Here is a 26,580-nt window from a genome sequence, read left to right on the forward strand (position 1 = left end):
TCTTGCATTCCGCCCCGCTCCGTGCGGGGCGCGCCACACAAGGAAGCGAAGGTGAATGTAGTCGAGTCCTCCGCACAGCAGCAACTGAAGCAACTCAAGCCACTGAACGACGCCCAGTCCCCGCTCGCGCGCCTGCAGCCTCCCGCCGAACGCGCCGCCGCGAGCTTTCGCCAGGCGGAACTGTTGAGCGACCTCGGCCGTCGCCGCGAGGCGATCGCCGCCTGCAGCCAGTTGATCGCCGAGTTCGGCGCGCTGCCCGAGGCCGCCGTGGTCGTACCCTGCTGCCAGGCGCTGCGCCTGCTCGCGCACGTGCTGCGCCAACTGCATCGCCCGGCCGACGCGCTGGCCACGCTCGACCGCCTCGTCGCCGCGCACGGCGCGCGCAGCGAGCCCGAGATCCGCGCGCACATCGCCCACGCGCTGTACCAACGCACCTGGCTCATCGACGATGCCGCCGCACGTTGCGAGGCCTGCGACTTCATGAGCGAGCAGCTCGATGCGCAGGCCGACGCTGCACTCGATGCGTGGCGGCTCGATGCGCGCCTGCTGAAAGCCGAGATCGAACACCACCGCGGCCTGCCGCAAGACGCATTGGCCACGCTCGACGCAGCCATCGAACGCTTCGAAGGCGGCACCGATTCCGGCGTGGTCCTGCGCGTAGCGAGCGCGCGATTGGCCGCGGTGCTCAACCTGCGCGAGCTGGCGCAGCACACGCAGGCGCAGGTGCTGTGCCTCCAGGTGGCCGACCAGATCGAGGCCGGGCTGGCCGATGCCGCACCCGAGCTGCGGCTGGAAGGCGTGCGCGCGCTGGCCCTGTTCTTCGACGGCCTCGGGCTCGACGAGGCCGCGCGCCGCGCCGAGTTGGTCGGCTGGCTGCTCGACCGCTACGGCCACGACGCCTCGGCGCAGGTGCGCCGCCTCGCGGCCGTGCGCGCCCACGACTGGGCCGTGGGGCTGCGCGACCAGGGCGATGGCGATGCCGCGCTGGCTGCCTGCGAGCGCCTGCTCGGCACCTTCGCGCGCGACGGCGACGCCGTGGTGCAGCGCACCGTGGCCACCACCTTGCTGCACAAGGGCTTCGTGCTGCTCGATCTGCTCGGGCGGCCCGAGGCCGCGCTCGCGGTGTACGAGCCGCTCGTGGCGTTGTCGCGCGACGGCGCCACACCCGAATTGCGCGAGCTGCGCGTGAAGGCGACAGCCGGGCGCGAGGCCTGCCTCAAGCGGCTGCGCAAGACCGGCGGACTCGAGGCCGGCGAGTTGCCGGCCGAGCTTTTCGATGCGGCGTGCGACACCGTCCGCGAAGGCCGCAAGCTTGGTGACGCGGGCGCATCGGCCGAGGCCATCGCGCTGTTCGATGAAGTGCTCGCGGCGCATGCCGCCTCGCCGCACCCGCTGATGCGCCGTCAGTGCGCGCGTGCCCTGTCGCACAAGACCTTTTGCCTGCTGGCGCTGGAACACTTCACTGAGGTCGTCGAGGCCGCCGACGCGATGGACGCGCGCTACGGCGCCGACGCGTCCACCGAAATGCAGTCGCAGGTGGCGCTGTGCCTGCAATACAAGAGCACCGCGCTCGACCGCCTCGCGCGGCCTGCGGACGAGATGCGTGTGCACGACGAGATCGTCGCGCGCTGGGGCAACTCCGAGCTGCCCGACCTGCGTACGCGCGTGGCCGGTGCCTTGTTTCGCAAGGGCGCCGTGCTGCGCCGCGCGGGCCGGTTCGCCGAGGCCGTGGCGAGCTACGACGAGGTGATCGCGCGCACGGCGATGGCGCGGGACAGCGCCCTGCAGCTGTGGGCCGCCAAGTCGATGATCAACAAAGCCAAGGCCTTCGACAAGATGGACGACCTGCCGGGCCAGGCCAAGGCCTACCGCCTGCTCATCGCGCGCTTCGGCGAGTCGGGTGACGCGGCCTTGCGCGGGCGTGTCGCCAATGCCTGCGAATGGCTGGCCGAGGCCGAAGGCCGGCAGGGGCGGGTGGCGGCGCAGCGAGAGGCGCTCGAACAGGCGCTCGGGCGTTTCGGCACCGCGCTCTCGGCCGAGCAGCGCACGCGGCTCAAGCGCGAGCTTCAGGCGCTGAAGACGAAGGCTCTAGGGCGGCGCGCGAAGCAGGCCTTCGACCGGGTGGTGCTGCGCAAGGCGTGACGGCCGCTGCCGCCGGGTGCTTCAGACGTTGAAGTACCAGCGGATCGAATGGAAGAAGATCGGTGCCGCGAAGCACAGCGCATCGACGCGGTCGAGCAGGCCGTTGGCGCCGGTCACGCCCACGCCCTTCTGGCCCCAGTTCGGAATGCCGCGGTCGCGCTTGAGCGCCTTCATCACGAGGTGGCCCATCGAGCCCGCGACGCAGGCAATGATCGACACCGCGAGCGCCTGCCCGAACTTGAACGGCGTGATGAACGAGAACAGCGCACCCACCAGGCTGGCCACCACGATGCCGATGCCCCAACTGGTCCAGTTGAAGCTGCGGCTCACGTTCGGCGCAAAGGGCGTGCGCTGCATGCGCCGCGAGATCAGGTGCTGCACCAGCACCGAGGTCTGCACCACGAACACCAGGAAGAACACGAGGAACGCGCTCTTGCCTTCGTAGCCGGGGAAGGTCAGCAGCAGCAGCGCGGGCACGTGGCTCATGCCGTAGACGCAGACCATGATGCCCCACTGCAGCTTGGCGTTGCGCTCGAGAAAATGGCTGGGGTCGTTCGCCAGCGCGCTCGCCACCGGAATGGCGAGGAACACGTAGACCGGAATGAACACCGTGAACAGGTCGAAGCGCGCCGTGGCCACGAGCCAGAACTGGATCGGCAGCACCACGAAGAACGCGAGGATCAGGCTGCGGTGGTCGCCGCGCCGCGTCGGCGAGAGCGTGATGAACTCGCGCAGCGCAAAGAACGAGATCAGCGCGAACAGCACGGTGGCCACCGTTTCGCCCAGCGCCCAGCCGATCCAGAACACGATCACCATGAACCAGGTGGTGCCCAGCAGCGCGCGCACATGCGCCAGCTCGGCCTGCCACGATTCGTCGTGCACCGGGTTGCGCCGCTCCTTGAAGCTCAGGAAGAAGACGGTGGTGCTCACGATGACGAGCAGGCCGAAGACGATCAGGAAAAGGGCCGCGACCTGTTCGGTCGGGCTGAGGCTGCGCAGGAACTGGTTCATACTTTCAGGCCTCCCGCCGGGCCGCCCCAAGGGAGGTCTGCGCCCCCTCAGGGGGCAGCGAATACACGAAGTGATGAGCGTGGGGGGGCATATTCAGACGTCGCGCAATGCGATCACGGCGGCACGCGCGCGGTCGAGGAAAGGGCGGCGCTCTTCGCCGTCCTCGACGCGAATCGGCGCGCCGAAGGTGACGGAGCACAGGATGGGCACGGGCACGATCTCGCCCTTGGGCATCACGCGCTGCACGTTGTCGATCCAGGCCGGCACGAGGACCACGTCGGGGAACATCGTCGCCAGTGCGTACAGGCCCGACTTGAACTTCTGCGGCTCGCCGGTGTGGCCGCGCGTGCCTTCGGGAAAGATGATGATCGAGTCGCCGCTGCGCAGGGCGTCGATGAGCGGTGCGAGCGGATCGGCGGCGGGCGGCTCGGGCGTGGCGGCCAGTGCTTCGGGTTCGATGACGGGCGGCGGTGCGACCGGTGGTGGGGGCGGCGGCGGCGCGGGGAGGTCGAGCTGTCCCTGGATCTCCTGCGGAGCTTCGGCGACGGTGATCGTTTCGATCGGCAGCAACGGTTCCATCGACGGCTCGATGCGCTCGGCCGGTGCGGTGGATGCTGCAGGTGGCCGCGCTTCAGGCGGCGGCGGGGCGACCGGTGCTGCAGCCGCCGCAGGCGCCGTCGCCGCACGCTCCACATACACCGCGTTGAACACCTCGGTCGTGATCCAGCGCTTGAACGGCGTGTTGGCCCAGTAGTCGCGCGCCGCGATCGGCCGCGTGATGCTGCGCAGCTCTTCGGGCAGCGCGGCCCAGATCATCACGAGGTCCGCGTGGCTCTGGTGATTCGCGAAGTAGATGCGCTGCTCGGCCTTCGGTGGACAGCCGTACCAGCGCGCCTGCGCACCGGTGAGCAATCGGACGATTCCCAGCAGCAACCAACCTGTGAGCTTTGCCAGCATAAGGAGGCGATGATACGGGCCATGCGATGGCGTTTCGATCTTCTTTCCCTGGCGTGGGCGGTGGCCCTCTTTGTGTTGCTCGTGCTGCTGGCCACCGTCGGCGCGCGCTGGGGCTGGGTGCGAAGTTTCTTCGGCGACGTGCTGGCCGTGGCGTGGGTGTACGTGGTGTTCAAGACCTTCGTCGCCACGCGCGTGCTGCCGCTCGCCCTGGTCGCCTTCGGTGTGGGGCTGCTGGTCGAGCTGGGGCAGTTTCTTGCGTCGACGTGGCACCTGCACATTCCGAACCGCGCGCTGCGCATCGTGCTCGGTGCCACCGCCGACTGGTGGGATGTGGTGGCCTACGCGATCGGCTTCGTCGCCGTGCTGGCGGTGGAAGCGGCGGTGCGCAAGCTCAGGGCAGGTCGACCGCCGACATCCGCGCCACGATCGTCGATGCCCGTCCGTTGATGTAGGGCGAATTGGGCCGGCGCTCGAAGAACTTCGGGCTCGGCAGCATCACGGCCAGGCGCGCGGCCTCGTGTGAACTCAGGCGCGCAGCCGGCTTCTTGAAGTAGTACTGCGCCGCAGCCTCGGCGCCGAACACGCCTTCGCCCCATTCGACGTTGTTCAGGTAGATCTCGAGGATGCGCCGCTTGTCGAGTAGCACCTCGAGCAGCGTGGCGAGCACCAATTCTTGGCCCTTGCGCAGCATGGTGCGTTCGCCCGACAGCAGCAGGTTCTTCGCGAGCTGCTGCGTGATGGTGGAGCCGCCGCGCAGCGGGGCCGGCTGCACCGGCTTGCCACGTGCTGCCGCGCGCGCCATGCGCTTGGCGGCCAGTTGTTCGGCGCGGGCGTTGCGCTGGCGCGCACGCTCGATGGCTTCCCACTCCACGCCGTTGTGGTCGACAAAGCCGGCGTCTTCGCTCGCGATCACGGCGCGCTTGAGGGTGTCGTTGATCTGCGTGTACGGCACCCAGTCCTGGCGCCATCCGCCCTCGCGGCCCTGCGAGAGCGCAACGCGCCAGGCCTCGGAGCGCTGGAAGGCCGTGCTCTGCGGATCGATCACCGCCATGGCCGCGATGCGCACCACGAAGAACAGCTCGAGCGCCAGGCCCGCCACCACGAGGCAGGCGATCAGGCGCAGCAGGCCCTTCATGCGCCGGCGGCGAGCGAGGCGCGCAGCTCGGCCAGCACCTGGGCCGAGGGCGGGCGCACGCCGCGCCAGAACTCGAAGGCTTCGGCGGCCTGTTCCACCAGCATGCCGAGGCCGTCGCGTGCGACCGCGCCGTGCGCCGTGGCCCAGGCCATGAAGCCTGCGGCGGCGGGGCCGTACATCATGTCGACGGCCAGTGCGCCGGGGCGCAGCACCTGCGCGCTCACGGGCACCGCGTCGCCCGCAAGGCTGGAGGCGGTGGCGTTGACCACCACGTCGAAGGCGCCGGGCACTTCGTCGAGCGCCCAGGCTTCGAGCGTGGCGCCGTGGCGCAGCGCGAGCGCGGCATGGCGCTGCACCAGCGCGATGGCCTTATCGAGCGTGCGGTTGGCCACCACGACGTGCGCGGCGCCCGCGTCGAGCAGCGGCCCGAGCACGCCCGCCGCAGCGCCGCCGGCGCCGATCAGCAACAGCGACCGGCCCGCCAGCGGCACGCCGGCGTTGCGCACGATGTCGTTGACCAGGCCGATGCCGTCGGTGTTGTCGGCGTGGATGCTGCCGTCGGCTTCGAAGCGCAGCGTGTTCACGGCCTGCGCCAGCGTGGCGCGCTCGCTGGTGTGCTGCGCGAGCGCGGCGGCGTCGAACTTGAAGGGCACGGTGACGTTGCAGCCGCGTGCGGTGTCGCCCTGCGCGGCGGCCTCGCTGCGGAAGGCGGCGATGCCTTCGGCAAACGCGCCGATCGGCACCAGCCGCCGGCCGTAGGCCATCGGTTGGCTGCAGAGTTCGGCAAAGCGCGCGTGGATGCGGGGCGAGCGGCTGTGCTCGACAGGGTTGCCCATGACGCAGTACTGATCCATGGCCGGTGTTCCGTGTTCTGCTGTGGGGGTTATTGAGACGACAGCTCGATCGTTTCGTCGCGCGTGAACTTGAAGCGCGACTGCAGCACGATCTGGTCGGTCTGCTTGCGCATCGCGTCGGTGAAGGTGCCGAAGTTGCCGACGCTGCGCACGATGGCCTGGGCGCGGCGGTCGAGCGTGGTGTTGCCCGAGCTTTCGTCGACCACGGCGTCGAGCACGCGCCCGTCGTGGTTGATGGTGACCGTCATCTTGAGTTCGCCGTAGAGCTTCTTGCCGGCCGCGGTCGGGAAGTTCTCGGTGCCCTTGACCTCGATGCGGCGGCGCAGCGTGTCGACGTACAGCGCGTAGGCGGCCTCGCGCGTGGCGGGGCTCAGGTAGCGCTTCTTGGGGCGCGCGTTTTCCTCGTTCACGCGGCGTTCGATCTCGGCGAGCAGCGCGACCATCTGGCGGCGCTTTTCTTCGCGCGCGACGGCTTCGGTCGGGTCGCCGGCCTGGCGCGGATCGGGCACGGGCATGGCGGCCAGCTCGCGCTTGAGCTGCGCCAGCATCTGCATCTGCTGGGCCTGCATGGCCTCGACCTGGCGGCGCGATTCCTCGAACGAGTCGCCCATGGTGGTGAAGCTCGACGGCGGCAGCGGGCTGGTGGCCCGGCCCTTGTCGAGGTCACCGCCGCCCGCGAGCGTGGTCTGCGCCATCACGCGCGCCGCGGGGTCGGGCTTGTCGTTGGTCTTGCTGTTGACCAGGATCACTTCGAGCGGGGTTTCGCTGAAGACCCGGTTGAACGATTCGGGATCGACGAAGCGCACCGCGAGCAACGCGGCATGCGCGATGACCGACACGCCCAGAGCGATCTGCAGCGTGCTGAGGTCCTTGAGATTCATTCTCGAAACTCCTCCAGGGGGCGGCGCGTGTCTCCGGTCGTTCGACCGGGGGTCATGCAGGCGCGGTCGTCGTCGGGTCGGGTGCGGTTTCGCTGTCGCTCAGGTCGACCGCGATGGCGATCGGGCCGGCGACTTCTTCTTCGTCGTCCTCGCCACCGCTTTCATCGGCCGCAGCATCGGTTTTCGGCATGTCGAAGCGTTCGAGCACGGTGCCGCTCACGTCGAGCGCGATCTCGTCGATCTCGCCGAGCTTCACGCGCACGCGCGCACCGCGCTCCTGCTGGCCCGCCACCGGGAACACCAGCGGCAGCGCATCGGCACGCACCAGCGCGCCGTTGGGAATGTCCTTGATGACCGTCGCTTCGAGCTCGGTGATGCCGTTCTGCTGCAGGTACTTGAGCGTCCAGAAGCGCTCCATGCCGCCCTGGTAGGCGTTGTACGTGGCGTAGGCGGCGTCGAAGCCCGAAAGAATCGAGAACAGGTCGGCGTCCTTCGGCTTGAAGGGCGCGGCCAGCGCGGCGGTCTTGCCGTGGCGGGCGGCCGCGATGATCTGCCACTGGTTCACGAGGTCGGTGTAGCGGCGCAGCGGCGAGGTGCTCCAGGCGTAGCTCTTCACGCCCAGGCCCGCGTGCGGCAGCGCGCGCGTGCCCATGCGCACCTTGATGCCGGGCGCCAGGCTGGCCTGGCTGCGGTACAGGCCGGGCACGCCGAGTTCGCTGAGCCAGCCGCCCCAGCTGCTGTTGGCCAGGATCATGGCCTCGGACACGATCAGGTCGAGCGGTGCGCCGCGCTGGCGCGTGGTGATCTGCACCTGCTCGTTGCCGGTGGGCTCGGCGCCGTCGTTGCCGACGAGGCGGAAGTTGTAGTCGGGCCGGCTGAAGTTCTCGGGCTTGCCGCGCACCACTTCGCGCTGCGCCTTCAGGTGCTTGGCGAGGCGGAACAGGAAGGAGAGCGGCGCGCGCAGCTTCGCGGCGGCGTCGGGCGTGTTGTCTGAATTGAAGGTGGCGTCTTCGAGCCAGGGCTGCGTGACGACGGCGTCGAGCTGGTCGTGGCGCAGGTTGGCGACGATCGGCACGCGCTCGAGCTTGGTCTCGGTGCCTTGCAGTTCCAGCGTGGCTTCGTCGAAGCGCGCATAGAGCGACACGGCCGGGCGGTCGCCGCCTTCGAGCAGCGTGTAGGTGTCGACCACCTCGTCGGGCAGCATGGTGATCTTGTAGCCCGGCATGTACACGGTGGACATGCGCGCGCGCGCCACCGCGTCGATGGCGCTGCCCGGCGTCAGCGCCAGGCCCGGTGCCGCGATGTGGATGCCGACCGTGATGGTGCCGCTGCCCATGCCCTGCACCGACAGCGCGTCGTCGATTTCGGTGGTCTGCGAGTCGTCGATCGAGAAGGCCCGCACGCCTTCGGCCAGCGGCAGGTCGTCGGCGACGGCCGGCGCTGCGAGCGCGGGAAAGCCGGTGCCCTTGGGGAAGTTCTCGAACAGGAAGCGCCGCCAGTGGAACTGGTAGGGCGAATCGATGGCGCCGGCACGCTCCAGCAGGTCGAGCGGCGGGCGCTGCGTGGCGCGCGCGGCGTCGACCACGGCCTTGTATTCGGGCGCGTTCTTGTCGGGCTTGAACAGGATCTTGTAGAGCTGCTCGCGGATCGCCGGCGGGCACACGCCTTCGGCCAGTTGCCCGGCCCACTCGACGATCTGCGCCTGGATGGCTTTCTTCTTCTCGATGGCGGCCAGCGCCTGCTGCACGATTTCAGCGGGCGCCTTCTTGAAGCGCCCCTTGCCCGCGCGGCGGAAGTAGTGCGGCGCCTCGAACAGCGCGAACAGCGCGGCGGCCTGCTGCGCCAGCGTGGGCTTCTCGCTGAAATAGTCGGCGGCCAGATCGGCAAAGCCGAACTCGCCTTCGGCTGCGAATTCCCAGGCGAGGTCGAGGTCCATGGCTGCGGCCAGCGCACGCGCCTCGGCCATCAGCTCGGCCGGGGCCGGTTTCTCGAAACGCAGAACGATGTTGGCGCCCTTGACCTTGACGCGCTTGCCGGTCTCGAGCTCGACCTGTGCCGAGGCTTCGGCTTCCGACAGGACGCGGCCGCCGAGGTATTTACCGGCTTCTTCAAACAATACAAACATGCCGCGATTGTCCACGACTCGGCCAGCCCGCAGCCGCCGCCCCGGCCGGCGGCGCGCGCCCTAAACAGGGTTGATGAAGGCCATCACGTCGGCCAGGTGCGCTTTTTCGAAGTCGGACAGCGCATGGTCGCCGCCCTCGAGCAGCTTGATGCGGCTGTCGGGGTAGCGCGCCGACATCTCGTGCCAGTCGAGCGCCTCGTCGCCCTTGGCGATGATCGCGAACAGGCGCTCCGGCCGCGTGAGCGCGCCGATTTCCATGGCGCGCAGCTCCTGGATGAACTCCGGCTGGAAATAGAAGTGCTCGGCCGGATCGTGCCAGGCGGTCTGGCTGCCGATGTAGCGCGTGAGGTCGCGCGCAGGGTGCACCGCGGGGTTGAGCAGCACGGCGCGGCAGCGGGTCATGCCGGCGACGTAGGTGGCGTAGAAACCGCCGAGCGACGAACCGATCACCGCCATCGATTTGCGCGGCCAGTCTGCGATGCCCTTCATCACCATGTCGATGGCGTCGTGCGGCGACGGCGGCAGTTGCGGACACCACCACTCCAGGTTCGGATGCTCTTGCGCCACGTGCTTTGCCACCAGCCGCGCCTTGGTCGAGCGGGGCGACGAGCGGAAGCCGTGCAGGTACAACAGATGGGTGGTTTGCGGGTCCATGGGAGGAGGTGACTGGCGGTGCGCAGGGCGCGCCCCGTGGCCGGGTTCAGACAATTTTGCATGAGGTCCGCGCCGCTGCTGGTGTGGTGACCCCACAAATCCCTGCGAATCAGCCAATGACGAGGCGACAAGCACGTGTCTGGAATTCGAAAGTATTCACGGGAAGGCCATGCAGGTGCGGGTGATGCGGGCAAGGGAAGAGATGAGACAAGTTTCGTGACGCATCTGGCACGGGGCATCCCATGAACGGGTGAGGTTCGCCGGGCGTGGCAGCAGGTGTCGAGGCTTATGCTTCAACCCATGAATACCGAGGCACAGGATGACGGGATGCCACGCCGCTGGGGCGTGCTCGTGGTGGAGGACGACAGCCGCGCACGCGCCTTCTTCGAAGCGAGCGTGCAGCGCAGCCCGCGCCTGTTCTGGCTCGGCAGCGCCGGCACGGTGCAGGAAGCGCGCAGCTGGCTGGCCGCCACCGCGACCATTCCCGACGTGCTGCTGGTCGACCTCGGCATGCCCGACGGCACCGGGCTCGATGTGATCCGCGACGCCGTCGCCCGCTTTCCCGGCTGCGAGCCGCTGGTGGTGTCGGTCTTCGGTGACGAAGAGAACGTGCTCGCCAGCATCGAGGCCGGCGCCGTGGGCTACATCCACAAGGACGCCGCGCCCGAAGACATCGCGCAGACCATCGTCGAGATGAAGGCCGGCGCCTCGCCGATCTCGCCCATGATCGCGCGCCGAGTGCTCGCCAAGTACCGCAGCAGCCTGCAGGCTGCCGTGCCGGGGAGCACCGGCGCGGCGCCGGCCGAGTCGGCGCCGGACGAGAGCGACCGCGGCCTGCTCTCGGCGCGCGAACACGAGGTGCTGACGCTGATCGCGCGCGGTTTCTCGTACGCCGAGATCGCGCGCCTCAAGGGCCTGAGCGTGCACACGGTGCAGACCCACATCAAGAACCTCTACGGCAAGCTCGCGGTGCATTCCAAGAGCGAAGCGGTGTTCGAGGCCACGCGCCTCGGCCTGCTGTCCCACCCGGGCTGAGGACGGATGCTGAGGCGGCTGGCGTTCCTGTGCCTGCTGGGGCTGGCGGCGCTGTTTGCCGCGGGGGGCGCGGGCGCTGCGGCACAAGGCCCGATCGAGCTGCGCCATGCCATGGTGACCACCACCATCGACGGTGTCGTGCAGACCGAAGCCGTCGACCTGTCGTATCACTGGGACCGCCGGCACCGCGGCCGCACCGGTTTCGCGAGCTTCGACCTGCCGTTCCGCGTCGAGGCCGTGCCCGAGGTGCCCTGGGGCGTCTTCATTCCCCGCGCCGGCAGCGTCTTCGAAGTGCAGCTCAACGGCGCGCTGCTGCAGGCCTACGGCGACCTCGGGCAGGGCAACCGCGCCGACTACGCCAAGGCCCCCGTCTACGTGCCGGTGCCCGGGCGGCTGTTGAAAGAGGGCGAGAACCTGCTGCAGATCCGCATCCGCGCCGACAGCGAACGGCGCGCCGGCCTGTCGCGCGTCACCATCGGGCCGGCGACACCGGTGCGCACCGCGTTGTTCGAGCGCGCCTATGCCTGGCGCTTCACGGGGTCGGTGCTGCTGACGGCGTTCAGCCTGATCGTCGGCAGCATCGCACTGGCGCTGTGGTTCACACAGGTCGACACCGGCGCGACCGGCCGCCGCCAGCGCGACGCCCTCTATTTCTGGGCCGCGCTCGCCGAGTTCTGCTGGGCCGTGCGGGTGGCCGACGCCATGATTTCCGAGCCGCCGCTGCCGTGGCAGCTCTGGGGCGTGCTGATGGCCGGCTGCTACGCGGGCTGGGCCGCGTCGGCCATGATGTTCTGCTACCACCTCGCCGACTGGGCGCAGAACCCGCGCCTGCGCTGGGCACGCTGGCCGATGGCGGCCGTGGTGGCCGGCACCGTGGTGTTCACCTGGCTGGCGCTGAACCGCGAGGAGCCGCGCTGGCTCACGGCCTGGCTGGCGGTCGAGATCACCATCGTCGTCGGCTTCGTGATCGCCTTTGCCGTCGCCACGGTGCGCCGGCCCAGTGTCGAGCGGCTGCTGGTGGCCGGCGCCGCGCTGGTCACGGTGGCCTTCGGCGTGCGCGACTGGCTGGTGATCCGCCTGAGCGACGCCTACGGCGAAACCACCTGGGTGCGCTACACCTCGGTGCTGTTCGGCGTGGCGCTGCTGCTCATCGTGCTGCGGCGCTTTCACTTCGCCAGCGTGCAGGCGCGCGGCTGGGTCAAGACGCTGGCCGACCGCGTGGCGCAGCGCGAGCGCGAACTGGCGGCCACCTACGCCGAGCTGGAGGAGGTGGCGCGCGACCAGGCGCGCACCCATGAGCGCGAGCGCATCCTGCGCGACATGCACGACGGCGTGGGCTCGCACATCAGCTCGGCGATCCGCCAGCTGCAGTCGGGCCAGACCAGCCCCGAAGAGCTGCTGCGCACCCTGCGCGACTCGCTCGACCAGCTCAAGCTGTCGATCGACTCCATCCACCTGCCGCCCGGCGATGTCGGCGCGCTGCTGGCGGCGCTGCGCTACCGGCTGGAGCCCCGGCTGGCCGCCGCGGACATCGCCTTCGAATGGGGCGTCGACGAGCTGCCCACAGTCACGCAGCTCGACGCCCACGCCACGCGGCAGCTGCAGTTCCTGCTGTTCGAGGCCATCTCGAACGTGCTGCAGCACGCCCACGCGAGCGCGCTGCGCATCGAGGCCGACGCGCGCGGCGGCGCCGTGCACCTGCGTGTGATCGACAACGGCGTGGGCTTCGACGCTGCGGAGGTGCCGAAGGCGCTGTCGAAGCGCGCCGCCGCCATCGGGGCCCGCCTGGCGCTCGAAAGCCGACCGGGCCGCACGGTCGTTCAGCTCGGTTTCGACTGAAGGGGCGGGCGGGGCGCGGATAATCCGCCCCCATCATGTCTGCCGTGTTCAATCAGCCCTCCCTGGCGCGTCGCATTGCGCCCATCTTCCAGGGCTTCGACGGCTTCCTGGCCTTTGCCGTGCTGCTGCTCGTCTTTGCCGGGCTGCTCACCATGTATTCGTCCGGCTACGACCATGGCACGCGTTTTCTCGACCATGGCCGCAACATGCTGCTGGCCGGCGGCATCATGTTCGTGGTGGCGCAGGTGCCGCCGCAGCGGCTCATGGTGTTTGCGGTGCCGCTCTACGCGGCGGGGGTGGCGCTGCTGATCGCGGTGGCGCTGTTCGGCATCACGAAGAAGGGCGCCCAGCGCTGGATCAATGTGGGCGTGGTGATCCAGCCCAGCGAAATCCTGAAAATCGCGATGCCCCTGATGCTGGCCTGGTGGTTCCAGCGCCGCGAAGGCCAGCTGCGGCCGCTCGACTTCGTGGTGGCGACCGTGCTGCTGGCGGTGCCGGTCGGGCTCATCATGAAACAGCCCGACCTGGGCACCTCGCTGCTGGTGCTGGCGGCCGGGCTGGCCGTGATCTTCTTTGCCGGGCTGCCGTGGAAGCTGATCGTGCCGCCGGTGGTGATTGGCGCGGTGGCCATCACGCTGATCGTCGGTTTCGAGTCGCGGCTGTGCGTCGACGGCGTCGACTGGCGCGTGCTGCACGACTACCAGAAGCAGCGCGTGTGCACGCTGCTCGACCCCAGCAAGGACCCGCTGGGCAAGGGCTTCCACATCATCCAGGGAATGATCGCCATCGGCTCGGGCGGCGTCGGCGGCAAGGGCTTCATGCAGGGCACGCAGACGCACCTGGAGTTCATTCCCGAGCGCACCACCGACTTCATCTTTGCGGCGTATTCGGAAGAATTCGGCCTGATCGGCAACCTGGCGCTGATCGCGGCCTTCATCCTGCTCATCTTCCGCGGGCTGACCATTGCGCTGAACGCGACCACGCTGTTCTCGCGCCTGCTGGCCGGGGCGGTGACCATGATCTTCTTCACCTACGCCTTCGTGAACATGGGCATGGTCAGCGGCATCCTGCCGGTGGTGGGCGTGCCGCTGCCGTTCATCAGCTACGGCGGCACCGCCATGGTCACGCTGGGGCTGGGGCTGGGCCTGCTGATGTCGATCGCCCGGGCACGGAAGCTGTCCCAGAACTAGAGTCCCCCGGGGCGGCACGGACGGGGGCGGCTGCCTAGAATGGCAGCCATGATCTCTCGCGAACCCACCATCGAGCGCTTGGCTATAGCGCAACAGCTCCTGCTCACGCCGTTCGGCCTGGACGAATCGCACCTGAGCAAGGCACTGGCCGAGATCACCGCGCACCGCGTGGACGATGCCGACCTGTACTTTCAGTACACCCGCAGCGAGGGCTGGAGCCTCGAAGAGGGCATCGTCAAGACCGGCAGCTTCAGCATCGACCAGGGCGTCGGCGTGCGCGCCGTGAGCGGCGAGAAAACCGCTTTCGCCTATTCGGACGACATCTCCGAGGCCTCGCTGCTCGACGCGGCGCGCACCGTGCGCTCCATTTCTTCCGCCGGTCGTACGGCACGCGTGAAGACGCCCGCCCGCAAGATCGCCGCGAGCCGCTCGCTCTACAACGGCGTCGATCCCATTTCCACGCTCGACAGCACCGCCAAGGTCAAGCTGCTCGAACGGGTCGAGAAGCTGGCCCGTTCGCGCGATCCGCGCGTGGCGCAGGTCATGGCCGGTTTGGCCAGCGAGTACGACGTGATCCTGGTGGCGCGCGCCGACGGCACGCTGGCGGCCGACGTGCGGCCGCTGGTGCGGCTGTCGGTCACGGTGATCGCCGAGCAAAACGGGCGCCGCGAGGTCGGCTCGGGCGGCGGCGGCGGGCGCTTCGGCCTGGCCTATTTCACCGACGAGCAGATCGCCGAGTACGTCGACCACGCCGTGAAGGCGGCGCTGACCAACCTCGACGCGCGCCCGGCCCCGGCCGGCGAGATGACCGTGGTGCTCGGCTCGGGCTGGCCCGGCATCCTGCTGCACGAAGCCATCGGCCACGGCCTGGAGGGCGACTTCAACCGCAAGGGCTCGAGCGCGTTCTCGGGCCGCATCGGCCAGCGCGTGGCGGCCAAGGGCGTCACGGTGCTCGACGACGGCACGATTGCCGACCGCCGCGGCTCGCTCAACGTGGACGACGAAGGCCACGCCAGCCAGCGCAACGTGCTGATCGAGGACGGCATCCTCAAGGGCTACATCCAGGACTCGATGAACGCGCGCCTCATGAAGGTCAAGCCCACGGGCAACGGCCGCCGCGAGAGCTACGCCCACGTGCCGATGCCGCGCATGACCAACACCTACATGCTCGGCGGCGACAAGGACCCGAAGGAAATCGTCGCCAGCATCAAGAAGGGCCTGTACGCCACCAACTTCGGCGGCGGGCAGGTCGACATCACGAGCGGCAAGTTCGTGTTCTCGGCCAGCGAGGCCTTCTGGGTCGAGAACGGCAAGATCCAGTACCCGGTGAAGGGCGCGACCATCGTGGGCAACGGCCCCGACGCGCTCACCCGCGTGACCATGATCGGCAACGACATGGCGCTCGATTCGGGCGTCGGCACCTGCGGCAAAGAGGGCCAGAGCGTGCCCGTCGGCGTCGGCCAGCCGACCCTTCGCATCGATGGCCTGACCGTAGGTGGAACGGCTTAGGACTTTCGGCACTTGCCGGCTGTTTCCTTCGGTTGCTAAGCTGCGCTCCTTTTTTGCGAACGACGAATCAAGGAGCATCTCAATGGGGAACAGGATCAATTCGCCCGCCGTGCTGTGGGCCGTGACCGCCGTGGTGGCGCTGGCCACTGTCGGTTGTGCATCGCGCGGCAGTTCGGGCAGCCAGCCCGCCGCCGCACCGGCACCCGCTGCTGCAGCGCCTGCGGCGCCCAGCGGTTCGAAAGCCGGCCTGGACGCCCGCGGCAACGTGGTCGACTCGTCCAAGGTCGAGGCCGGCAGCGGCCGCACCGTCAAGGGCCTGAACGGCTACGAAGGCGAGATCACCGGCAACCCGGCGCGCAACAGCAAGTTCACGCGCCTGCAGATCGGCATGAGCACCAAGCAGGTCACCGACCTCGCCGGCCAGCCCACCGACCAGGGCGCCTACATGACGGGCAAGGCCTGGATTCCGTTCTATTTCGGCAGTGATCGCCACCGTTTCGAGATGACCTACAAGGGCCAGGGCCGCCTGATCTTCGCGGGCGGCGGCATGGGCGATTTCAGCAGCGGCAACCTGATCTGGATCATTCACAACGCCAACGAATCGGGCTACCGGTAAAAACAACATCGACCCGGCCGTGCGGCCGGGTTTTTATTTTCCGTGCTACATTCCGCCCACATGTCCGCCCTCCGCGCTTACTTTTTTGCCTACTTTTGGTTCCCGGTTTCCGGCGGACGAGAGGCGAGCGCGTAAAGCAAACGAACACCCTCCCAGAACCGCCGGTGGCTTCAAGCCCCCGGCGGTTTTTTTATGCCCTGACGATTTTTCATTCACACCCACAAGGAAGAGAACCATGAGCACGAACACCCCTCCCGCCGGCGACAGCTGGTATGCGAGCGTCGAAAAAACCAGCAAGACCGACGACGAACGCATCAAGGACATCAACGTGCTCCCCCCTCCCGAACATCTGATCCGCTTCTTCCCGATCCGCGGCACGCCGATCGAAACGCTGATCACCGGCACCCGCCGCGGCATCCACAACATCATGGCCGGCAAGGACGACCGGCTGCTGGTGATCATGGGCCCGTGTTCGATCCACGACCCGGCCGCGGCCCTCGAGTACGCCCGCCGCCTCAAGGCCGAGCGCGACAAGTACGCCGGCACGCTGGAAATCGTGATGCGCGTCTACTTCGAGAAGCCGCGCACCACGGTCGGCTGGAAGGGGCTCATCAACGACCCGTACCTGGACGAGAGCTACCGCATCGACGAAGGCCTGCGCATCGCGCGCCAGCTGCTGATCGACATCAACCGCCTGGGCCTGCCGGCGGGCAGCGAGTTCCTCGATGTGATCTCGCCGCAGTACATCGGCGACCTGATCGCCTGGGGCGCCATCGGCGCGCGCACCACCGAAAGCCAGGTGCACCGCGAGCTGGCCTCGGGCCTGTCGGCGCCCATCGGCTTCAAGAACGGCACCGACGGCAACATCCGCATCGCCACCGACGCCATCCAGGCGGCGGCGCGCGGTCACCACTTCCTGTCGGTGCACAAGAACGGCCAGGTCGCGATCGTGCAGACCAACGGCAACCGCGACTGCCACGTGATCCTGCGCGGCGGCAAGACGCCGAACTACGACGCCGCCAGCGTCGAGGCCGCCTGCAAGGATCTCGAGGCCGCCAAGTTGCCGCCCACGCTCATGGTCGACTGCAGCCACGCCAACAGCTCCAAGCAGCACCAGAAGCAGATCGACGTGGCCAAGGACATCGCCGACCAGATCGCCGGTGGTTCGAAGCGCGTGTTCGGCGTGATGATCGAAAGCCACCTGCAGGCAGGCGCCCAGAAGTTCACGCCGGGCAAGGACCAGCTGTCGGGCCTCGAGTACGGCAAGAGCATCACCGATGCGTGCATCGGCTGGGACGATTCGGTGCAGGTGCTCGAGACCTTGTCCCAAGCCGTCAAGCAGCGCCGCGGCTGAACGGGTAGTTAGTTAGAGCATGGGGGCCAGGTCGGGCCAGTGGTGCCGCATTGACGCCGCCTCGTCGCTGCCCTGCTGCACCAGCGAGAAATCCGCGAAGTCGAAGCCCGGCCCGACCATGCAGGCGACCAGCGTGTAGTCGCCGGCCGTGTGGCCCTGGATCGGGCGCGCGGCCTGCCATTGGCCGGCGGGCACCACGTGCTGCGGCCGGGTGCCGTGGACATCGACCGGGCCCAGCTTCGCGTGGGCTGGCGCGGTTCGCATCGCGGCGTCGCAGGTCCACAGCGCCAGCGGCACGCCTTCCAGATGCACCCAGACTTCATCGGACAGCACCCGGTGCCAGCGTGAATGCTGGTGGGCTTCGAGCAGGAAATAGATGCTGGTCAGCGCGCTGCGGGGCGCGCGACCGTCGGCGGGCGTGACGCTCGCGGCCGACCGGAACACCTCGGCATACCAGCCGCCCTCGGGGTGGGGCTGGAGCTTCAGGCTGTCGATCAGTTCACGCGCGCGCATGCCACTCATGATCCGTGGGCGGCGCGCAGGGCGTCCAGCAGTTTGTCGTGCACGCCGCCGAATCCGCCGTTGCTCATGCAGACGATGTGATCGCCGGGCCGCACCGCGGCCACGACCTGCTGCACCAGTGGCTCGATCGCGCCGGCGACCTGGGCGCGCGTGCCCATCGGTGCCAGTGCGGCGGCTGCGTCCCAGTCGAGGCCGGCCGTGTGGCAGAACGACAGGTCGGCCGATTCCAGGCTCCACGGCAGTTGCGCAGCCATCACGCCCAGCTTCATCGTATTGCTGCGCGGCTCGAAGGCCGCGAGGATGCGCTCACTTTGCTTGCCGGCGTCGTCGAGCTTCTTGCGCAGGCCGTCGAGCGTGGTGCGGATCGCGGTGGGGTGGTGCGCGAAGTCGTCGTACACGGTGATCGCTCCGCCGTTGCCTTCGACCGTGCCGCGCAGCTCCATGCGGCGGCGCACGTTGCGAAAGCGCCCGAGCGCGCGGGCCGCATCGGCCGGCGGCACGCCCACATGGTCGGCTGCCGCGATGGCGGCCAGCGCGTTCATCTGGTTGTGCAGGCCCGAGAGCTCCCACTCGATCCGGCCGACCACCTCGCCGCGGTGCAGCACATCGAAGGCGTCGTGCGTGCCGCGTGCCTGCCATTCCGTGGCCGGGCCGCCATCGCCGAAACGGGCGAGTTCGCTCCAGCAGCCCTGGGCCAGCACGCGCTGCAGGCTCTCTTCGGTGGCGTTCACCACCAGGCGTCCTGTGCCGGGCACGGTGCGCACGAGGTGATGAAACTGGCGCTCGATAGCGGCCAGATCGTCAAAGATGTCGGCGTGATCGAACTCCAGGTTGTTCAGCACGGCGGTGCGCGGCCGGTAGTGAACGAACTTGCTGCGCTTGTCGAAGAAGGCCGTGTCGTACTCGTCGGCCTCGATCACGAAGGCCGGGCCGTCGCCCAATCGGGCCGACACGCCGAAGTCGAGCGGCACGCCACCGACGAGGAAGCCGGGCGCCTTGCCGCCCTGTTCGAGCACCCAGGCCAGCATCGAGGTGGTGGTCGTCTTGCCGTGCGTGCCGGCCACGGCCAGCACATGCCGGCCCTGCAGCACGTGCTCGGCCAGCCACTGGGGGCCGCTGGTGTAGGGCTTGCCGGCGTCCAGGATGGCTTCCATCAGCGGGAACTTGGGGTTGCCGTCGGGCAGGCGGGCCCGCGACACCACGTTGCCGACCACGAACATGTCGGGGGCGAGGGCCAGCTGGTCGGCGCCGAAGCCTTCGATCAGGTCGATGCCGAGCGCGCGCAGCTGGTCGCTCATCGGGGGGTACACGCCGGCGTCGCAGCCCGTGACCCGGTGGCCTGCTTCGCGTGCGAGAGCGGCCACGCCGCCCATGAACGTGCCGCAGATACCCAGAATATGAATGTGCATCGGCCAATTCTAGGGAGGCGGTGCGAGTGCCTCGGCCGCTTCGCCCCGGGCGCCGTACTGATGTTCATGTGAGGGATGCCCGCAGCGGGCAAAATGCCCCGATGGACACGTCCAAGCGCGAAATCGCAGCCGTTGCCGCCCGACTCGTGGTCGAGGAGGGGCTCGAGTACGGCCCAGCCAAGCGCCGGGCGCTGCGCGAACTCGGCCTCCCGACGCGCACCGCGCTGCCCAACAACGACGAGGTCGAGGCCGAGGTGCGCGACTACATCACGCTCTTCTGCGCCGACACCCAGCCCCAGGAACTGCACGCGCTGCGCCTGCTTGCGCTCGAGTGGATGGAGCGCATGGCCGTGTTCCGGCCGCACGTGGGCGGCGCCGTCTGGCACGGCACGGCCACACGTTTGTCAGACATTTATATTCAATTGTTCTGCGATGATTCCAAGTCGGCCGAAATCGCCCTGATCGATCACCACGTGGACTACGAGCCGCGCATGGTGACCGGCTTCCATGGCGAGCAGGTCGAAGCCCTCAGCGTCCACGCGCCGAGCCGGGCGCTGGGCGAGGAAATCGGGGTGCACTTGCTGGTGTACGACCTCGACGACCTGCGCGGCGCCCTCAAGCCCGACGCCCAGGGGCGCGCGCCGCGCGGCGACCTGAACGCGCTGCGCCGACGCATTGAACAAGAAAAGGACCAGTGAATGACTTCAACGCCCACACGACGCGGCATGCTGTATGCCGGCGTGGCGGCAGTCGCTGCCGCGGCCGGCGTGGCCGGCGCCTGGTGGCGGGAGCGCAATGACAACGGCGTGGCGGCCACGGGCGGCGAAAAGCTCGATGCGGCCATGTTCTGGGACCAGCGCTTCGAGCGCCCCGAAGGCGGCGAGCTGGCCCTGACGAGCTTGCGCGGCAAACCCGTGCTGCTCAACTTCTGGGCCACGTGGTGCCCGCCCTGCGTCGAAGAAATGCCGATGATCGACGCCTTTTTCCGCGAACATGGCGCCAACGGCTGGCAAGTGGTCGGGTTGGCCATCGATCAACCCAGTGCCGTGCGCAAGTTCCTGCAGCGCACGCCGGTCACCTATCCGACCGCATTGGCCGGGTTGCAGGGCATGGAACTGGTGAAAAATCTGGGCAACACGGGGGGCGGTCTGCCGTTCACCCTGGTGCTTCATGGCGATGGTTCCGTGCTGGCTCGTAAAATGGGCAAGCTTGAAACCACCGACCTGGACGCTTGGCGACGCCAACTTGTTCACGGTTAGAATTTAAATACACAACCTGGCGTTAGACGCCAAACGCCGAAAATCGACGGTTTTCGGTCAAGTTCTTTCCTAAAGACCGGCAAAGCTGGCACTGGAGTCCCATGGATCTGCGCAAACTCAAGACACTGATCGATCTGGTGTCCGAATCGAATATTTCCGAACTGGAAATCACCGAAACCGAAGGCAAGGTCCGCATCGTCAAGGGTGGCGGTGCCGCCCCCGTGCAGTACGTGCAGACCCTGGCCGCCGCGCCCGCCGTGGCAGCGCCCGTGGCTGGTGCTGCCGCCCCGGCCGCCGCTGCTCCCGCCGTCGAAGCCGCACCGAGCGGCCATGCCGTGAAGTCGCCGATGGTCGGCACTTTCTATCGTTCGTCCAGCCCAGGTGCTGCGGCCTTTGTCGAAATCGGCAGCAAGGTGAACGAGGGCGACACGGTCTGCATCATCGAGGCGATGAAGATCCTCAACGAAATCGAGGCCGACAAGTCCGGCACGATCACGCAGATCCTCGGCGAAAACGGCCAGGCGGTCGAATACGGCCAGCCGCTGTTCATCATCGAGTAAGCATGTTCAAGAAGATTCTGGTCGCCAATCGCGGCGAGATTGCCCTTCGGATTCAGCGTGCCTGCAGCGAGATGGGCATCAAGGCCGTGATGGTCTATTCCGAGGCTGATCGCGACGCCAAGTACGTCAAGCTGGCACAGGAAGCCGTCTGCATCGGCCCCGCGCCGTCAGGCCTGAGCTACCTCAACATGCCGGCCATCATCTCGGCCGCCGAGGTGACGGACGCCGAAGCCATTCACCCTGGCTACGGTTTCCTCAGCGAGAACGCCAATTTCGCCGAACGCGTGGAGCAAAGCGGCTTCCAGTTCATCGGCCCGACGCCCGACAACATCCGCACGATGGGTGACAAGGTCTCGGCCAAGCAGGCCATGATCAAGGCCGGCGTGCCTTGCGTGCCCGGCTCGGAAGGCGAACTGTCCGACGACGCCGCCACCAACAAGCGCATCGCCCGTGCGATCGGCTACCCGGTCATCATCAAGGCGGCAGGCGGCGGCGGTGGTCGCGGCATGCGCGTGGTGCACACCGAAGCGGCGCTGGTCAACGCGATCCAGATGACCAAGGCGGAAGCCGGCGCGGCCTTCAACAACCCGGCCGTGTACATGGAGAAGTTTCTCCAGAACCCGCGCCACATTGAAATCCAGATCCTCGCGGACAAGCACAAGAACGCCGTCTACCTGGGCGAGCGCGACTGCTCCATGCAGCGCCGCCACCAGAAGGTGATCGAGGAATCGCCGGCTCCCGGCATTCCGCGCAAGCTGATCGAGAAGATCGGCGAACGCTGTGCGGCGGCCTGCAAGAAGATCGGCTACCGCGGCGCCGGCACTTTCGAGTTCCTGTACGAGAACGGCGAGTTCTACTTCATCGAGATGAACACGCGCGTGCAGGTGGAGCACCCGGTCACGGAGTTCACCACCGGCATCGACATCGTGAAGACGCAGATCATGGTCGCCGCCGGCGAGAAGCTGCCGTTCACGCAGCGCCAGATCGAGATGCGCGGCCACGCCATCGAAGTGCGCATCAACGCCGAAGACCCGTGGAAATTCACGCCGTCGCCGGGCCGCATCACGATGTGGCATCCGCCGGGTGGCCCGGGCGTTCGCGTCGACTCGCACGTGTACACCAACTACTTCGTGCCCCCGAACTACGACTCGATGATCGGCAAGATCATCGTGTACGGCGACACCCGCGAGCAGGCCATGGCGCGCATGCGCACGGCCCTGAACGAGACCGTGATCGAAGGCATCCAGACCAACATGCCGCTGCACCGCGAGCTGATGGTCGACGCCAAGTTCATGAGCGGCGGTACGAACATCCATTACCTCGAAGAGTGGCTCGCAGCGCACAAGCGCTGAGTCCACGCGCGAAAACGCCCTGTATGTTTGAACTCCGCCTGATGGCGCCGGAAGACCGGGTCGAATGGCTCGGCGATGCGCTCGACGCACTCGATGCGCTGAGCGTGTCGGTCGAAGACGCCGATGCGCAGACCGATGCCGAGCAGGCCCTGTTCGGCGAGCCCGGCATGCCGCCGCCGAAGGAGGGCTGGCAGCGTTCGCGCGTGATCGCGCTGTTCCCCGATGAAGCGGCTGCCAACGAGGCGGCTTCGGTGCTCGCGCTGCAGGACCTCTTCGGCGGCTGCGCGGTGCTCGGCGTGGCGCCGGTGCCGGACCAGGACTGGGTGCGGCTCACGCAATCGCAGTTTGCGCCGGTCGAGATCACGCCCGAGTTCTGGATCGTGCCCACCTGGCACGAGCCGCCCGCACAAGCCAAGCAGGTGATCCGGCTCGACCCGGGCCTGGCCTTCGGCACGGGCACGCACCCGACCACGCGCATGTGCCTGCGCTGGATCGCGACGCAAGGCGAGGGCGCCTTTGTCGACCAGCGCGTGCTCGACTACGGCTGCGGCTCCGGCATCCTGGCCATCGGCGCGGCGAAGTTCGGCGCGCGCACCATCGATGCCGTCGACATCGACGAGGCCGCGGTTTCCTCGACCCGGCTCAACGCCGAAGCCAACGGCGTGCAACTGAACGCCGGCCTGCCCGACGCAGCCCAGGGCGAATACCAGACGGTGCTCGCCAACATCCTCGCGACGCCGCTCAAGGTGCTGGCACCGCTGCTGCGCAGCCATGTGGCGGCCGGCGGTTCGCTGGTGCTGGCCGGCATCCTCGAGCGCCAGGCCGACGAGCTGAAGGCGGCCTATGCGCCGTACGCCGCGCTCGAAGTCAGTGACACCGAGGACGGCTGGATCCTCATGACCGCGCGCTGCTGACGCGCGCGGCCGGGCGCTCGCGCGGCGGGTGCCCCGGGCACCTGCCTGCACGGCGAGGGCCCAACCCTACAATCGCCCGGTCATGAGCCTCGTCACGCGTTGCCCCGCCTGCACCACCACCTTCAAGGTGGTGCGCGACCAGCTTCGCATCTCGGACGGCTGGGTGCGCTGCGGCCGCTGCAGCCATGTGTTCGATGCGACGCTCGACCTGCAGGATGCGCCCGATGGCGCCGTGTCCGCGCCTGCCGCGCCGGCGCCTTCGCCGATGGCTTCGATGGCGGCATTGGTGGCGTCGTTCGACGACGCGCGCATCGACCTCACGGCGGTGCCGCCGGCTGTCGGGGAGGCGGACTTTCTCGACGACGAGTCTGAGCCGCAGGCGCCGTCGGCTGCTTCGCAAGAGGAGGCTGGACTGTCGACCGCCGCCGCCACCGTCGCGCCGGCCGCACCCCCGCTGCCTTTCTCGCTGACGCTGCCCGCGCACGGACTCTCTGCGGACGAGCCCTGGTCCGATCTCGACACCACCGAACCCGCCTGGCGTCCGCCCGCTAGTTCGCTGCCGCCATTTCCGAACATCGATCTGAACCTCGGCGCACCGCCGCCCGCATCGCCGTCGCCTGCGCCGCCGTTGCCCAACCTGCCGCGCACCACCGCGCTGCGAGGGTTGGTCGCGGCGACCGGTGAGAACGACGATGGCGCGGCCGCGGAGCGTGAGCAGGAAGAAAAAGACCACGACCAGCTCCTGATCCAGAAGGCGCTGCGCCGCGCACGCGCCAAGTCGGCCAAGATCGCGAACGCCAAGGCCCGCGATGCGCAGCACCACGAAGAGGCTGTCGCACCGCTGCCAGGCCCCGGCATCCGCGCCGAGGGCGAACCGGACTTCTCGCTCTCTGCGACCTTCGAGGCGCCCGAGGACCATCCCTTCGCGGAAGAAGAAGAGGCGGCTGACAAGCCGCTTGGCTTCTGGCAGCGCAAGGGCGTGCGTCGTCTGCTGGTGGTGCTGGCCGTGCTCGCTGCCTTGGTCCTCATCGTGCAGGTCGTTCGCCATGAGCGCGACGGCATCGTGGCGCGTCAGCCGAACCTGCGGCCGGCGCTGATGGCGCTGTGTCAGTACACCGGCTGCGAGCTCGCGCCGCTGCGCCAGATCGGCGACATCGTGATCGAAGGCGCGGCCTTCGCGCGCGAGAAGAGCGGTGGCAACGACTACCGGCTGAGCTTCACCTTGCGCAATGCGGCGACCGTGCCGCTGGCCATGCCGGCCATCGAGCTGTCGCTGCTCGACTCGCAAGAACAGGCCGTCGTGCGGCGCGTGATCACGCCCACGGACTACGGCGCGCCGGGCGTGCTGGCGGCGCGTGCCGACCGCGCGGCCTCGCTGCCGCTGACCTTGTCGGCCAGCGAAGCGGCAGCGCTGCCACCGATCGCGGGTTACCGCGTCGAAGCTTTCTATCCCTGAGCGGAGCGCCGACACGCGCGCCGTTCGTTCCCTTTCTCATCCAACCTACGGTCCACCCATGGCAGCAGTGATTTGCGGTTCTCTTGCGTTCGACACCATCATGACTTTCGAAGGCCGGTTCGCCGACCAGATCCTGCCGGACCAGCTGCACATCCTGAATGTGTCGTTCCTGGTGCCGGGCCTGCGTCGTGACTTCGGCGGCTGCGCCGGCAACATTGCCTACAGCCTCAACGCACTCGGCGGCACGGCGCTGCCGATGGCCACGCTGGGCAGCGACGGCGCCGACTACGCCGAACGCATGCGCACGCTGGGCATCAGCACGGAGTTCGTGCGTCAGCTCGACGACACGTTCACTGCGCAGGCGATGATCATGAACGACACGGACAACAACCAGATCACGGCGTTCCATCCCGGCGCGATGCAGCAGGCGCACGTCACGAAGGTGGTGGCGCGCGAGGACATCAAGCTCGGCATCATCGCGCCCGACGGCCGCGAGGCGATGCTGCAGCACGCCGAGCAGTTCGCCGCCGCTGGCATTCCCTTCGTGTTCGATCCGGGCCAGGGCCTGCCGATGTTCGACGGCGACGCGCTGCGTCACTTCATCAAACTCGCGAGCTGGGTCGTGGTCAACGACTACGAAGGCAAGATGCTGTCGCAGCGCACCGGCTGGAGCCTGGCCGAGATCTCGCAGCGCGTGCGCGGCCTCGTGGTCACGCTGGCCGCCGAAGGCTGCGAGGTGTGGACCCACGGCGAGCGCGAGCACGTGCCCGGCGTGACGCCTGTGGCGGTGATCGAGCCCACGGGTTGCGGCGACGCATGGCGCGGCGGCCTGTTGTACGGTCTGGAAAAGGAATGGCCGCTGGCCCGCTGTGCAGCCCTCGGCAATCGCATTGGTGCGCTCAAGATCGCGCAGCGCGGACCGCAGAACTACCAGATCGATCGCGCGACGCTCGACCTGTAAATCGCTGGCTTGCCTGCATCGCTTCGGCGATGCGGCAACAGCGGGCGCCCATGAAAAAAGCCCGGCACCTTGCGGTGCCGGGCTTTGCGCCTTTCAGGGCCGCTGAGAATTCACTCAGGGCTTGCTGGCCGTCGGAAACGGCCAAGCTGCCTGGGGATTCAGCGTCGTTTGCGCCGCAGGGGCAGGCGCTACGGCAGCCTTCGCAGGCGCGGCGGCCTTCTTGGCAGCAGGCTTCTTGGCAGCAGCGGCAGGCTTGGCAGCGGGCTTTTTCGCGGCTTTCTTGGCTGCTGCCTTCTTGGCAGGAGCCTTCTTGGCGGCAGCCTTCTTCGCAGGGGCCTTCTTGGCAGCAGCCTTCTTGGCAGGCGCCTTCTTCGCAGGCGCCTTCTTGGCGGCGGCCTTCTTTGCCGGAGCCTTCTTGGCAGCGGCCTTCTTCGCCGGTGCAGCCTTCTTCGCTACGACCTTCTTGGCTGCAACCTTCTTGGCCGCGACCTTCTTTGCCGGAGCCTTCTTCGCTACGACCTTCTTGGCGACAGCCTTCTTAGCCGGAGCCTTCTTGGCCGCGACCTTCTTTGCCGGAGCCTTCTTCGCGGCGACAGCCTTCTTTGCCGGAGCCTTCTTTGCAGCGACCTTCTTGGTCGGCGCTTTCTTTGCAGTTGCCATTTCTATTTCTCCTTGATCAAGTTGAAAAAATCAACCTATTGAAGCACTCCACGCGCGTTGGGAGCGTGAAGTGATTCATGGCGTTGGAATCTAAGCCCCAGCACCATGAACACCTGAGCCCTCATCCATGCCGCGCTCTGTGGCGCAGTCGGTGGCAAGGGCAATTCTTGAATTCATGAATTGTT

Annotated in this window: 25 protein-coding genes; 15 read left to right on the forward strand and 10 right to left on the reverse strand. The window is 68.1% G+C overall.

The window, feature by feature from the left end; translation table 11 throughout:
- The first annotated feature begins 51 nt into the window (after positions 1-51).
- Positions 52-2,142, forward strand: a complete 2,091-nt coding sequence (locus IG196_RS03050) for a hypothetical protein (RefSeq protein ID WP_192194976.1) — start codon at positions 52-54, stop codon at positions 2,140-2,142.
- A 21-nt stretch (positions 2,143-2,163) separates the two neighbouring features.
- Here the strand turns inward: IG196_RS03050 and IG196_RS03055 are convergent, their stop codons facing one another.
- Both IG196_RS03055 and IG196_RS03060 read right to left on the reverse strand, forming a co-directional pair.
- Positions 2,164-3,153, reverse strand: coding sequence for a phosphatidate cytidylyltransferase (locus IG196_RS03055; RefSeq protein WP_101491192.1), 990 nt, complete (start codon positions 3,151-3,153; stop codon positions 2,164-2,166).
- A 93-nt stretch (positions 3,154-3,246) separates the two neighbouring features.
- Entirely contained in the window at positions 3,247-4,110 is an 864-nt protein-coding gene (locus tag IG196_RS03060; RefSeq protein WP_192194977.1) for a lysophospholipid acyltransferase family protein, read from the reverse strand.
- A 9-nt stretch (positions 4,111-4,119) separates the two neighbouring features.
- Between IG196_RS03060 and IG196_RS03065 the strand changes: the two genes are divergently transcribed.
- The gene (locus IG196_RS03065) at positions 4,120-4,557 is read left to right on the forward strand and encodes a DUF2809 domain-containing protein (RefSeq protein WP_192194978.1); all 438 of its coding nucleotides are present in this window, start codon (positions 4,120-4,122) and stop codon (positions 4,555-4,557) included.
- On the opposite strand, the gene mtgA is transcribed toward IG196_RS03065, so the two are convergent.
- From mtgA to IG196_RS03090, 5 genes are read right to left on the reverse strand one after another with little or no spacing between them, the layout of a single operon-like run.
- The gene (gene mtgA, locus IG196_RS03070) at positions 4,502-5,245 is read right to left on the reverse strand and encodes a monofunctional biosynthetic peptidoglycan transglycosylase (protein ID WP_192194979.1); all 744 of its coding nucleotides are present in this window, start codon (positions 5,243-5,245) and stop codon (positions 4,502-4,504) included. The two genes, IG196_RS03065 and mtgA, sit on opposite strands and share 56 nt — an antisense overlap.
- Positions 5,242-6,099: a shikimate dehydrogenase gene (aroE, locus tag IG196_RS03075; RefSeq protein ID WP_192194980.1), complete on the reverse strand. Its 858-nt coding sequence runs from the start codon at positions 6,097-6,099 to the stop codon at positions 5,242-5,244. The genes mtgA and aroE overlap by 4 nt, the downstream gene beginning before the upstream one ends.
- Before the next feature lie 29 nt (positions 6,100-6,128).
- Positions 6,129-6,980, reverse strand: a complete 852-nt coding sequence (locus IG196_RS03080) for an energy transducer TonB (protein ID WP_192194981.1) — start codon at positions 6,978-6,980, stop codon at positions 6,129-6,131.
- A gap of 52 nt (positions 6,981-7,032) precedes the next feature.
- Complete coding sequence (locus tag IG196_RS03085) at positions 7,033-9,105, reverse strand: ribonuclease catalytic domain-containing protein (protein ID WP_192194982.1); 2,073 nt, start codon at positions 9,103-9,105, stop codon at positions 7,033-7,035.
- A 60-nt stretch (positions 9,106-9,165) separates the two neighbouring features.
- Complete coding sequence (locus IG196_RS03090; RefSeq protein WP_192194983.1) at positions 9,166-9,759, reverse strand: YqiA/YcfP family alpha/beta fold hydrolase; 594 nt, start codon at positions 9,757-9,759, stop codon at positions 9,166-9,168.
- A 288-nt stretch (positions 9,760-10,047) separates the two neighbouring features.
- On the opposite strand from IG196_RS03090, the gene IG196_RS03095 reads away from it, so the two are divergent.
- The 6 genes from IG196_RS03095 to IG196_RS03120 all read left to right on the forward strand — a co-directional run bounded on the left by IG196_RS03095 (position 10,048) and on the right by IG196_RS03120 (position 17,302).
- Positions 10,048-10,794 (forward strand): response regulator transcription factor, encoded by a 747-nt coding sequence (locus IG196_RS03095; protein ID WP_192194984.1) that lies wholly within the window; start codon positions 10,048-10,050, stop codon positions 10,792-10,794.
- A gap of 6 nt (positions 10,795-10,800) precedes the next feature.
- Positions 10,801-12,633: an ATP-binding protein gene (locus IG196_RS03100; protein WP_192194985.1), complete on the forward strand. Its 1,833-nt coding sequence runs from the start codon at positions 10,801-10,803 to the stop codon at positions 12,631-12,633.
- Positions 12,634-12,668: 35 nt separating this feature from the next.
- Complete coding sequence (gene rodA, locus IG196_RS03105) at positions 12,669-13,823, forward strand: rod shape-determining protein RodA (protein ID WP_101491183.1); 1,155 nt, start codon at positions 12,669-12,671, stop codon at positions 13,821-13,823.
- A gap of 48 nt (positions 13,824-13,871) precedes the next feature.
- Complete coding sequence (gene tldD, locus IG196_RS03110; protein WP_099795095.1) at positions 13,872-15,332, forward strand: metalloprotease TldD; 1,461 nt, start codon at positions 13,872-13,874, stop codon at positions 15,330-15,332.
- A gap of 82 nt (positions 15,333-15,414) precedes the next feature.
- Complete coding sequence (locus IG196_RS03115) at positions 15,415-15,948, forward strand: hypothetical protein (RefSeq protein WP_192194986.1); 534 nt, start codon at positions 15,415-15,417, stop codon at positions 15,946-15,948.
- A gap of 235 nt (positions 15,949-16,183) precedes the next feature.
- Positions 16,184-17,302 carry a 3-deoxy-7-phosphoheptulonate synthase gene (locus IG196_RS03120; protein ID WP_101491181.1) on the forward strand — a complete coding sequence of 373 codons (1,119 nt, stop codon included), beginning with the start codon at positions 16,184-16,186 and terminating at the stop codon, positions 17,300-17,302.
- A gap of 12 nt (positions 17,303-17,314) precedes the next feature.
- On the opposite strand, the gene IG196_RS03125 is transcribed toward IG196_RS03120, so the two are convergent.
- Together IG196_RS03125 and mpl are read right to left on the reverse strand one after the other, a co-directional pair.
- On the reverse strand, positions 17,315-17,824 hold the full coding sequence (locus IG196_RS03125) for a cupin domain-containing protein (RefSeq protein ID WP_192194987.1): 510 nt from the start codon (positions 17,822-17,824) through the stop codon (positions 17,315-17,317).
- A complete protein-coding gene (mpl, locus tag IG196_RS03130) occupies positions 17,821-19,233 on the reverse strand; it encodes a UDP-N-acetylmuramate:L-alanyl-gamma-D-glutamyl-meso-diaminopimelate ligase (RefSeq protein ID WP_192194988.1) in 1,413 nt (470 codons plus the stop codon). The genes IG196_RS03125 and mpl overlap by 4 nt, the downstream gene beginning before the upstream one ends.
- Before the next feature lie 101 nt (positions 19,234-19,334).
- On the opposite strand from mpl, the gene IG196_RS03135 reads away from it, so the two are divergent.
- The 7 genes from IG196_RS03135 (at position 19,335) to IG196_RS03165 (ending at position 25,735) form a co-directional block, all read left to right on the forward strand.
- Positions 19,335-19,931 carry a hypothetical protein gene (locus IG196_RS03135; protein ID WP_192194989.1) on the forward strand — a complete coding sequence of 199 codons (597 nt, stop codon included), beginning with the start codon at positions 19,335-19,337 and terminating at the stop codon, positions 19,929-19,931.
- Complete coding sequence (locus tag IG196_RS03140; RefSeq protein WP_192194990.1) at positions 19,932-20,492, forward strand: TlpA family protein disulfide reductase; 561 nt, start codon at positions 19,932-19,934, stop codon at positions 20,490-20,492. It begins immediately after the preceding gene.
- A gap of 101 nt (positions 20,493-20,593) precedes the next feature.
- Positions 20,594-21,052 carry an acetyl-CoA carboxylase biotin carboxyl carrier protein gene (accB, locus tag IG196_RS03145; RefSeq protein ID WP_192194991.1) on the forward strand — a complete coding sequence of 153 codons (459 nt, stop codon included), beginning with the start codon at positions 20,594-20,596 and terminating at the stop codon, positions 21,050-21,052.
- A 2-nt stretch (positions 21,053-21,054) separates the two neighbouring features.
- Positions 21,055-22,404 carry an acetyl-CoA carboxylase biotin carboxylase subunit gene (gene accC, locus IG196_RS03150; RefSeq protein WP_099795103.1) on the forward strand — a complete coding sequence of 450 codons (1,350 nt, stop codon included), beginning with the start codon at positions 21,055-21,057 and terminating at the stop codon, positions 22,402-22,404.
- 23 nt (positions 22,405-22,427) lie between these two features.
- Positions 22,428-23,318 carry a 50S ribosomal protein L11 methyltransferase gene (gene prmA / locus IG196_RS03155; RefSeq protein WP_192194992.1) on the forward strand — a complete coding sequence of 297 codons (891 nt, stop codon included), beginning with the start codon at positions 22,428-22,430 and terminating at the stop codon, positions 23,316-23,318.
- An 82-nt stretch (positions 23,319-23,400) separates the two neighbouring features.
- Positions 23,401-24,774 carry a zinc-ribbon and DUF3426 domain-containing protein gene (locus IG196_RS03160; protein ID WP_192194993.1) on the forward strand — a complete coding sequence of 458 codons (1,374 nt, stop codon included), beginning with the start codon at positions 23,401-23,403 and terminating at the stop codon, positions 24,772-24,774.
- 58 nt (positions 24,775-24,832) lie between these two features.
- A complete protein-coding gene (locus tag IG196_RS03165; RefSeq protein WP_192194994.1) occupies positions 24,833-25,735 on the forward strand; it encodes a carbohydrate kinase family protein in 903 nt (300 codons plus the stop codon).
- A gap of 114 nt (positions 25,736-25,849) precedes the next feature.
- On the opposite strand, the gene IG196_RS03170 is transcribed toward IG196_RS03165, so the two are convergent.
- Positions 25,850-26,395 (reverse strand): histone H1-like DNA-binding protein, encoded by a 546-nt coding sequence (locus IG196_RS03170; RefSeq protein WP_192194995.1) that lies wholly within the window; start codon positions 26,393-26,395, stop codon positions 25,850-25,852.
- Positions 26,396-26,580 lie beyond the last annotated feature (185 nt).

Origin of the sequence: Variovorax sp. 38R, from assembly GCF_014843395.1 — a bacterium.
Lineage (GTDB): Bacteria > Pseudomonadota > Gammaproteobacteria > Burkholderiales > Burkholderiaceae_C > Variovorax > Variovorax paradoxus_H.

Coding starts and splice junctions, on each gene's coding strand:
- IG196_RS03085 (WP_192194982.1), bottom strand. CDS start 9,105: ATGTTTGTATTGTTTGAAGAAGCCGGTAAATACCTCGGCGGCCGCGTC.
- accB (WP_192194991.1), top strand. CDS start 20,594: ATGGATCTGCGCAAACTCAAGACACTGATCGATCTGGTGTCCGAATCG.
- IG196_RS03080 (WP_192194981.1), bottom strand. CDS start 6,980: ATGAATCTCAAGGACCTCAGCACGCTGCAGATCGCTCTGGGCGTGTCG.
- aroE (WP_192194980.1), bottom strand. CDS start 6,099: ATGGATCAGTACTGCGTCATGGGCAACCCTGTCGAGCACAGCCGCTCG.
- tldD (WP_099795095.1), top strand. CDS start 13,872: ATGATCTCTCGCGAACCCACCATCGAGCGCTTGGCTATAGCGCAACAG.
- IG196_RS03055 (WP_101491192.1), bottom strand. CDS start 3,153: ATGAACCAGTTCCTGCGCAGCCTCAGCCCGACCGAACAGGTCGCGGCC.
- IG196_RS03125 (WP_192194987.1), bottom strand. CDS start 17,824: ATGAGTGGCATGCGCGCGCGTGAACTGATCGACAGCCTGAAGCTCCAG.
- mpl (WP_192194988.1), bottom strand. CDS start 19,233: ATGCACATTCATATTCTGGGTATCTGCGGCACGTTCATGGGCGGCGTG.
- IG196_RS03095 (WP_192194984.1), top strand. CDS start 10,048: ATGCTTCAACCCATGAATACCGAGGCACAGGATGACGGGATGCCACGC.
- prmA (WP_192194992.1), top strand. CDS start 22,428: ATGTTTGAACTCCGCCTGATGGCGCCGGAAGACCGGGTCGAATGGCTC.
- IG196_RS03165 (WP_192194994.1), top strand. CDS start 24,833: ATGGCAGCAGTGATTTGCGGTTCTCTTGCGTTCGACACCATCATGACT.
- IG196_RS03140 (WP_192194990.1), top strand. CDS start 19,932: ATGACTTCAACGCCCACACGACGCGGCATGCTGTATGCCGGCGTGGCG.
- IG196_RS03120 (WP_101491181.1), top strand. CDS start 16,184: ATGAGCACGAACACCCCTCCCGCCGGCGACAGCTGGTATGCGAGCGTC.
- IG196_RS03100 (WP_192194985.1), top strand. CDS start 10,801: ATGCTGAGGCGGCTGGCGTTCCTGTGCCTGCTGGGGCTGGCGGCGCTG.
- IG196_RS03090 (WP_192194983.1), bottom strand. CDS start 9,759: ATGGACCCGCAAACCACCCATCTGTTGTACCTGCACGGCTTCCGCTCG.
- IG196_RS03170 (WP_192194995.1), bottom strand. CDS start 26,395: ATGGCAACTGCAAAGAAAGCGCCGACCAAGAAGGTCGCTGCAAAGAAG.
- accC (WP_099795103.1), top strand. CDS start 21,055: ATGTTCAAGAAGATTCTGGTCGCCAATCGCGGCGAGATTGCCCTTCGG.
- IG196_RS03115 (WP_192194986.1), top strand. CDS start 15,415: ATGGGGAACAGGATCAATTCGCCCGCCGTGCTGTGGGCCGTGACCGCC.
- IG196_RS03065 (WP_192194978.1), top strand. CDS start 4,120: ATGATACGGGCCATGCGATGGCGTTTCGATCTTCTTTCCCTGGCGTGG.
- IG196_RS03135 (WP_192194989.1), top strand. CDS start 19,335: ATGGACACGTCCAAGCGCGAAATCGCAGCCGTTGCCGCCCGACTCGTG.
- IG196_RS03060 (WP_192194977.1), bottom strand. CDS start 4,110: ATGCTGGCAAAGCTCACAGGTTGGTTGCTGCTGGGAATCGTCCGATTG.
- mtgA (WP_192194979.1), bottom strand. CDS start 5,245: ATGAAGGGCCTGCTGCGCCTGATCGCCTGCCTCGTGGTGGCGGGCCTG.
- rodA (WP_101491183.1), top strand. CDS start 12,669: ATGTCTGCCGTGTTCAATCAGCCCTCCCTGGCGCGTCGCATTGCGCCC.
- IG196_RS03160 (WP_192194993.1), top strand. CDS start 23,401: ATGAGCCTCGTCACGCGTTGCCCCGCCTGCACCACCACCTTCAAGGTG.